This window comes from Spirochaetales bacterium, from assembly GCA_016930085.1.
Taxonomy (GTDB): domain Bacteria; phylum Spirochaetota; class Spirochaetia; order SZUA-6; family JAFGRV01; genus JAFGHO01.
Map to the genome: position 1 here is coordinate 1 of JAFGHO010000101.1, position 7,304 is coordinate 7,304.

Sequence of the window (7,304 nt, forward strand, 5' to 3'; positions counted from 1 at the left end):
CATCCGGCGGGTCCAGAATGTCGTAGCATCCCCGCTTCAAATGCCAGATCCCCCCATATTCGTAGTCTCTTGCATCACCAACGATGTCTGCCTTTACCGGGTTTTCTGTAATATAGTCAAATGCGTGCAGATATTGTCCCAGGCTGTTTATCACCGTACTATGGAAGCGGTCATACCACACATGGCCTGTTAGTTCGAACTCTTTATTATAGTTCATTGCAAAGACCGATAATATCCACTGCATGATCCGTGACAGGCTTTCATTTTTCAAGGGCTCAATCATCAGATGCACATGGTTTCCCATTACGCAGAAGGTGGTAAGTGCGAACCTGTATTTTTTCTTTGCCCTCTTAATCGTATTCATGAAGAGTTTCTTGATGTTAGCTGATTCGAGGATAAACTCCTTTCTGTTGGCCCGGGCTGTGACATGATACCGCGCCCCATCGACGAGCTTTCGAGGTTTTCTCATGATATGCTCCTTTATAAAGGGATATGTTTTCACTTAATAATAACTGCCTGAAAGAGCCCGCTGCATTGAATTTTTTTCTTTTTTTTTACCTCCGTCCCCCGGAGCGGAAGTAGCGAACCTCCGTCCCTCAAAAAATCGATAGAGAAACTCCGTCCCTGAAAGGAATATTCCTGATAAAATATATTGTAAAAGTATAGCAATCGGTGTAGCCTTAAATGTTTTCATTATGTAACCACTGGTATAGAAATAATAGACTTAAAGGTGGTAAAATATTTATGTTTTTAGTTGAACTAAAAGAATACGTTCGCCAAACAATTAAAAGTGCAATCCTGTCTGTTGTGGATATCGGCAGAATGTTAAAGAGAGAATTCACCAGCGGCCGGGAAATAATTTTAACTAGTTACGCTAAGTTAAGAGAATTTAACCGGAAACTTGGGTGGTGTGCCGTACGAATTGTCACCGGTGTAAAAAGGTTCAACGAACTGGTGTCTCCCGAAAAAATAGTATTGCCGGGGAAATTTATTTTTTTCGTCTCAATGTTCCTTTTTTCTTTTCTGATTATCGCTTTGGAAACAATACAGTTCCATGTGCTGCTCATTGTCACAAATTATCTGAAAGCAACATTTATTATTTCCATCGCCATGTTGGGCATCGCAATAGGGAGTCTGATTGGTTTTTATTTAAGCCGATTTAACATCCGGTTAATCTTGTTTTTTTCCAGTGTATTCCTCTTTTTTTCAATCGTCCTTGCTTACTATAACATCATTAATATCGGATCATTAAAATATCCGTATTTTCTTATTCTCCCTTTTATTTTTGCCACGATTAATATTTCGTCGATATTCACTCATGGTAACTCCAATACAATGTATTTTATCAATTTGTTCGCATCTGCACTGGGAGTTCTCTTTCCCATTTTTTTTCTTCCGGTTTTTAAAAGCGAAAGCAGCATGATGATTCTGATGCTGGTGCCTCTTGTTTATATATGTATACAATCATTCGGAATAGCGAACATTCCGGCAAAGCTTATTATCGCAATTCTTTCTCTTGTGTGTATTGTTGCGTTTATCGATATGATAAAGAACAATATAAATACTCCTGATATTGTCACGGGCGATATCTTCGAAAAGAAAATTATGGCGGAACTTGATCCCGATCCTGATGCCGAATCATTTACAAAAAATGTACCCCTTGAGTTTTTCTCGAGAGTGTATGAATTGAACAGGGAAACCGATCGATATAAGTTTTGCGGTGATACCTATGATTCGAACCGTGTACGATATTTTCTTCAGCTATTGGGTTGTATGAAGCGATGGGGGATCGGAAAGATGCCCTTTCTTGAAAATGAAAAGACAATAATCGAAAATTATGAGAGTATCGAGCGGACTGTTTTTGAATATGAGATTATTCCGCTGTTAAAAATCAAACATAATACGTATTTCAGAAGAAATTATGATCTTTTGTTTCTAAACCGGGTCTACAAAAAAGATGATAACGGTAATTATCTGATGGTCGGCGATGATTATGACAAAAAACGAGCCAGTTATCTGTTTACACAGCTTGGACACAGACAGACGATCGATTTGAATTTCGACGTGCGTTATCATGAAAGTCTCAGATATGACAGAAAAATTTATGCAGGTTCCGATCGGATTTTATTGAGTGAAGATTCTATTCTTGGACGGCTTGAATATACCGGACACATGACGGGGGGAATGGAGGGTAAGGATTTCTGGAAAGATATATTTTGCATGTTTGTCAATGGTGTCGTGCTGGATACAGCGGGCTCGGGCAAAGGGACGTATAGAGATCCACGTGTTCCCTGGATGCCGATCGAAAATCCCAAGATGTTTATCCTTGGCCTTTCAGCAGATGGAATCGCTAAATCAAATAATCGGATTAAAGGCGCCGAAGTAAGCGGTATCGAGATTATTCCCGCTGTCGTACGGACCATGAGTGAAAACGGACCTTTCGCCTATATAGCGGAATTCCCCTATGAAAATACAAAGGTCTATGAAGGCGAAGGCAGATCTTTCCTCGAAAATGCCAATACACTTTTCGATGCGATCTATTTGATGAATATTCACATGGAACATGGACCTGTTTCGACACTCAGTCCGGAATATATCCATACTGTCGAAGGAATCGAAGTGCTTTTAAAAAATATTACCGGACAGGGGTATGTTGTGTTTGAGGAAATTATCGATAATCCCCGAAGCGAAGCGGCTTTATATAAAATGATGAATACAATAAAGGCAGCGATGAGGAATATTGGAATCGAAACTCCTTCAAAACATTTCTTTATTTTCAAATGGGACTTTAGCAAGCATGGTGATGATTTCAGGACAATCATCATCAAGCGGACTCCTTTTAACGACGCGGATAAAAACGTACTCGATAAATATTTAGTTGCGTTACAAACGATAGAGCCATTTATCGCATATAATGTGGATATGGTTTACGATCCATACGGCAAACGGTTTGACAATGAAGTTGAAAAATATGTTCTCAATGATCTTGATTATAATGAGTATTTGCCGGCACATTTGAGGAGTGATGTATTCACTCAAAAAATAATACATAAACTTGCGGATCCAGGCCTTATCAGATCCATATATAGAATGTATTCTTTCAATAAAAGAACAGGTATGTTTGAAACAAACCCGGATAGATTGAATGAAGAAGATACAATAAAGTTGAAAAAAGCACTGGATATTGCGGGATTCCCTTATGAATATGATCTTACACCTGCGACCGATAACAAACCTTTTCCATTCAATGTATATATTAAAAAAACCGAAGTAATGGAAATCCTGAACATTGTGTTTGTCCTTAGTCTATTCATTGTAGTACCTGTCCTCTTGCTTATGCTGAATAAAGCCGGACAGTATAAAATGAATCTGACATTGCCGAATCTTTTTGTTGCCTTTACAGGTTTCGGCTATATGCTTGTCGAAATTGTTTTGATGCAGGTCTTTCAGCGTTTTATAGGTCGGCCGACTATTTCGTTGATTGTCACACTCGGTGGACTTCTTTTGTTTAGCGGTCTCGGCAGCTTTATAAGCAGATACATTCAGCATAAAGTTTTAATTCTTTTAACTGCATTAATACCTATTATTTTATTTATCATGTCAAAAAGCCTCAATTCAATATTTCTGTTTTTCATTGACCATACGTTTGATCAAAAGATATGGATTTCCGTCTTGCTTCTTTTCCCCGTTACTTTTCTCATGGGGATTCCCTTTCCGAATGCAGTCGAAAAGGTCAAGAAATTTACGTCAGATGAATATGGAACGTTGATGTTCGGAATAAGCGGGGGATTTTCCACAATCGGGGCAACCTCAGCAATCTTGATAAATGTGACACACGGTTACAGTACAAGCTTTGCAGCAGGAATCCTTTGCTATCTGGCCGGATTCATTTTTTTCACACTGATAATGCTTAAAAGCGATAAAGCTATTGTATGAAAAAGATCGCCGCGCTTATAATAATAATTAGTGTTGTTTCCTTTGCCTGCATTAACCGGAAACAGACCGATACAAAAACCTATAAAAGTAACCAGTCTTTATTATCGACAGAACGCGATATAAGACTTTTTGCTATACGATATGGGAAATCGACATATTCGACTCGTTATATTTTTGAAAAACCTGATATAATTAAAAAAATTCCCTTTCATTGGCTTTTCTATGTTATAAAAACAACAAAGCGGGTTATTCTCGTCGATACAGGTTTTATTCAGCAGAGCTTTATTGAACTATTTAATGTCGAACATATTGATCCTGTTTCGATACTTTCCATGTGCGGCTTCAAACCGGAAGATATTACGGATATAATTATTACCCATTCACATTTTGATCATATCGGGGGCATACTCTCCTATCCCCATGCAAAGGTGCATATGTTTCAAGCAGAATATGATGCCTTTATGAGAAATCCATGTATTATATCTGTAAGAACATTTCTTGAAAACCATTCTGCGCTATATCTTTATGATAATGTTTATCATATCGGTCAATATATCCGAGTCGAACAGATAGGCGGTCACACAGCGGGTTCAAGCGTTGTTTATATCGATCTTGATGGTGAAACGATCGTTCTTACCGGTGATGAGGCGTATCTTGATGAAAATATAGAATTGGAGAAACCTATCGGAGTTTATTATGACAAGGAATCCAATATTAAATATATTTCTTATTTAAAATTACAAGGCTACCGTTTTTATACTTTTCATTCCCCTTATATAATTACCGATGAAACTCCCTGGATAGAAATACTTCCCTGATTTGACAACTGACTGTTTTTAAAAATAATAAGCTCCGTCCCTGCCTCGTCTGTCTCCTATACATTAAATGATCCCTGTAAACAACCTCCGTCCCCAAAGGCATTCTGTGATCGTGGCATTATGGATTCGAGTTTTCTTTTGAAAGAGCGCTTACCTTTTTTCGATTGAGACAACAGTGTTTGTACTTTTTACCGCTTCCGCATGGGCAGGGGCTGTTTCTGCCGGTTTTTTTACCGTATGGTATAAACATCGACGTTAATACGGAACCAAACCTGCTTTTCATATCCTGGCGGAATATGTGTTTGAGTATGTTATAGAGTTCAGGGTGTTTTTCGGCCATTACTCCGGGATTTTCAAAAAAATACTCACTTACAACGGCAAAAAACTCGGCATTGTTTGTGAGTGCGTAGGGGTTTATATCCGATTTTCCCTCCATTATGAGTGCCGATTCCTTTTTAATGCATGAAAGCCATTCTTTCGTCACTTGCCTGTCGGCGATAAGTGCGGGAATTCCGTCGATATAACCGTCTTCACCATCGATTTTATGGGCGAATTCATGAAAACCAACATTGAGTTTGTCTTTATCGATACTGAAGCCCCGATAGAGGGATGGCTTGGAGAGGACCATTGTGGAGCCCCGGCCCGTTACGAGGCCGAGGATATTTTTTTCTTTCGCATAAAAATCATAGTTGAGATCAAAATCATCGGGATAGACAAGAATCTCGGTAAGTTTGTCATATTCCCATTCAGGAAAACCGAATACGGGAATGATCGCACTCGAAGCGATAAGCAGTCGTGTTTCTTCATCAATATCGGTTTCAATCGGTATAATATCCTTTTCACCCAAGAAAATCTGGATTTGCCGTTTAAATGCTTTCTTTTCATCCTGCGAGAGAGTGGAATAAAAGGCGACCTTCGAAGAAAGTATCGCTTCCCATTCTCCCGGAATTTTCTGCAATGTGATTCGCCTGCGGCGTCTTGACTTTCTTGTGAGAAAGAGATAGGCGAAGGTGAATAGTAACAACGCGCATATACCGAGGATGATGAGAAAAAGGAAATGATATCCGTATTTCGGGCCGGTTGTTAAAAAGACCGGGAGGGCGAAGAGGAGCATAACGGCACTTGAGATCACGAATGCTGAAACAGCTTCCAGTTTGCTTTTTTTTGTTGAAAATATCATGGGCTTTCACTCCTTTTTTAGCATATAAAATGCTTAACCAGTTTTCTGTTTTGTTGTATAGTAGCGGCTAAAAGAAAGAAGGTAAACGGTGTTATCGATAAAAAAGTATATTGCAGCGGGGCTGCTATTTATTCTGTTCTCCTGCAATGACTCAGTGAAATCGGGGGAGGAAAATACGGGAGAGACGATACCATCGCACACCGGAGTGATTTCGACAGATAATCTCGACGAAAAGATATATCCCTCCGAATCGACTCCCGTATTGGTTTATCCTCACTATACCATTCCCGAATCCCGATCAAACTTCTCTCCCTGTGATATCGATACGGAACAGGCCGGCATTTTGTTCAATATTCCGGTTTCGGTAAAAAAAGAAAAAGTGGCATTTAAAACGCTTGTCGATCCGCCCGAGGCAGCCGAACAAATCGGGGGGCGGTATGTACTGGTAACGGCCGACGAGACCGCGATCCATTCGCACCCGTCGGCGGCTTCACGTACCCTCGGATTTGCATCGGCCGGAGAGCTTTTTTTACTTGAAGCGAAGCAGGATTTACCTGAGAATCCGGAAGAACTGCCGGTGCCGGATTATGAAAACCTGAGAGAACGGTTTGAACTCGAATGGGAGTTTTTTCTTGAAACATACCTCAAGCGGCCGGGTGTGATCGTGGACGGCTTTTATAACACCTGGATAAAGGTGGCAAACAGGAGCATCACGGGATGGATATTCAGGGCGTATACCTGTGAAAGTTCATATGATAATCTCGTTTTTTTACGGGAACTCTATAAGCGGGGATCCGCATTTATTTCGTATCAGGATTATATTATCGATCCGCCGCCAGCGACGCAACAGATATCAGGTGCTTTTGAAGAGATCAGATCACGTAAACGATCCTTTTCTTCAACGGTAAAAAGGGCATTGGCCGGACGATATGTAGTGCGTGAGAGAATGGATGCGGCCGAAATGACGCTTTCCGCTTCTCAGCCCGATTATTTGCTTGCATGGTATCATGATGCGGCGTCATCACGCCTCAATCCGCTGTTTATCACAACCGATTTAGTCTTTCATGCCTTTTGCCTTATCATGAATCAGGCAATCCGTGAAATAGATGAAAAATATTTTTATCCTTTTATTCAACGGATGTTGCGATACTGTTTCGATCGCCTTCTGCTTTATAGAGAGGGGACGGAGGAAGAGAAAATGAGAAAATGCGCCGATTATCTGATCGGTTGCTTTGGAATGGGATTACATCTCCTCGGGAATCTGAACGACAGTGACAGGGCGGCATGCGGCAATGAAGTACTTAATCCATTAATGAAAGAGGCGGCGCTTCTGGATGAGGTTGCGGGTACGCAAAGAGTTGCGGGTACGC

Annotated in this window: 5 protein-coding genes; 3 read left to right on the top strand and 2 right to left on the bottom strand. The window is 40.4% G+C overall.

Annotated elements, in window-relative coordinates; genetic code table 11:
• Positions 1-469: transposase (locus JW881_17285; protein MBN1699277.1), on the bottom strand; the 469-nt coding region annotated here is incomplete at its 3' end.
• Positions 470-684: 215 nt separating this feature from the next.
• Here JW881_17285 and JW881_17290 point away from each other — a divergent pair.
• Together JW881_17290 and JW881_17295 are read left to right on the top strand one after the other, a co-directional pair.
• A complete protein-coding gene (locus JW881_17290) occupies positions 685-3,936 on the top strand; it encodes a hypothetical protein (protein MBN1699278.1) in 3,252 nt (1,083 codons plus the stop codon).
• Positions 3,933-4,754, top strand: a complete 822-nt coding sequence (locus tag JW881_17295) for an MBL fold metallo-hydrolase (GenBank protein MBN1699279.1) — start codon at positions 3,933-3,935, stop codon at positions 4,752-4,754. The genes JW881_17290 and JW881_17295 overlap by 4 nt, the downstream gene beginning before the upstream one ends.
• A 118-nt stretch (positions 4,755-4,872) precedes the next feature.
• On the opposite strand, the gene JW881_17300 is transcribed toward JW881_17295, so the two are convergent.
• Entirely contained in the window at positions 4,873-5,094 is a 222-nt protein-coding gene (locus tag JW881_17300; protein MBN1699280.1) for an SEC-C domain-containing protein, read from the bottom strand.
• Positions 5,095-6,022: 928 nt separating this feature from the next.
• Between JW881_17300 and JW881_17305 the strand changes: the two genes are divergently transcribed.
• Positions 6,023-7,304 (top strand): DUF3160 domain-containing protein (locus JW881_17305; GenBank protein ID MBN1699281.1); only part of this gene is annotated, 1,282 nt, incomplete at its 3' end.